This window comes from Rhodohalobacter halophilus, assembly GCF_001715195.1.
Classification (GTDB): Bacteria; Bacteroidota; Rhodothermia; order Balneolales; family Balneolaceae; genus Rhodohalobacter; species Rhodohalobacter halophilus.
On record NZ_MDWE01000029.1, the window covers coordinates 1 to 675 of the forward strand.

A 675-nucleotide genomic window follows, 5' to 3' on the forward strand; every position below is an offset into this window, starting at 1 on the left:
ACCGAGTATGAGTATGGAACGGTTGTAGAGCTGACTGCAAATCCTGCCGAAGGATGGACGTTTATAGAGTGGCAGGGCGACCTGGATGGTAGAGAAAATCCTGCGCAGATTACCGTAGAAGATACAACTCGTGTGACGGCGTTTTTTGAAATTGATCAAGTTGAAAAATCATTTTACCTCGGAGATAATGGAGTCACAATTATGTGCCCGGATGCTGAGGTTGGTGATACAGGCACAATAAACGGTTTAGAGTACACCAAACGCAGCCGTGACATGATTACCCCCGAAAATGCATCCGCTACTTGTACGAGCGGGATTACTTATATGAGTGATATGTTCAGGGATGAGGCAGATTTTAATGAAGATATCAGCCATTGGGATGTGAGTAATGTGACGTTAATGACTGGAATGTTCGCTAATGCAGGTTCTTTCAATCAGAATATAGGTGAATGGGATGTGAGTAATGTCACAAATATGCGAGAAATGTTTTTACATTCAACCTCTTTTAACCAAGATATTGGTGGTTGGGATGTTGGTAGTGTCACGAATATGGGCAATATGTTTTCTGAGGCCTCATCGTTTAACCAGGATCTAAGTAATTGGGATTTAAGAAATGTTATGAGTACGTGGCAGATGTTTAGGCATGCTACATCCTTTAATGGAGATGTTAGCGGC

General features: G+C 42.2%; 1 protein-coding gene. It reads left to right on the plus strand.

From position 1 onward, the window contains the following. The coding region (locus BG260_RS08730) for a BspA family leucine-rich repeat surface protein (RefSeq protein WP_141691558.1) at positions 1-675 on the plus strand (675 nt) is incomplete at both ends.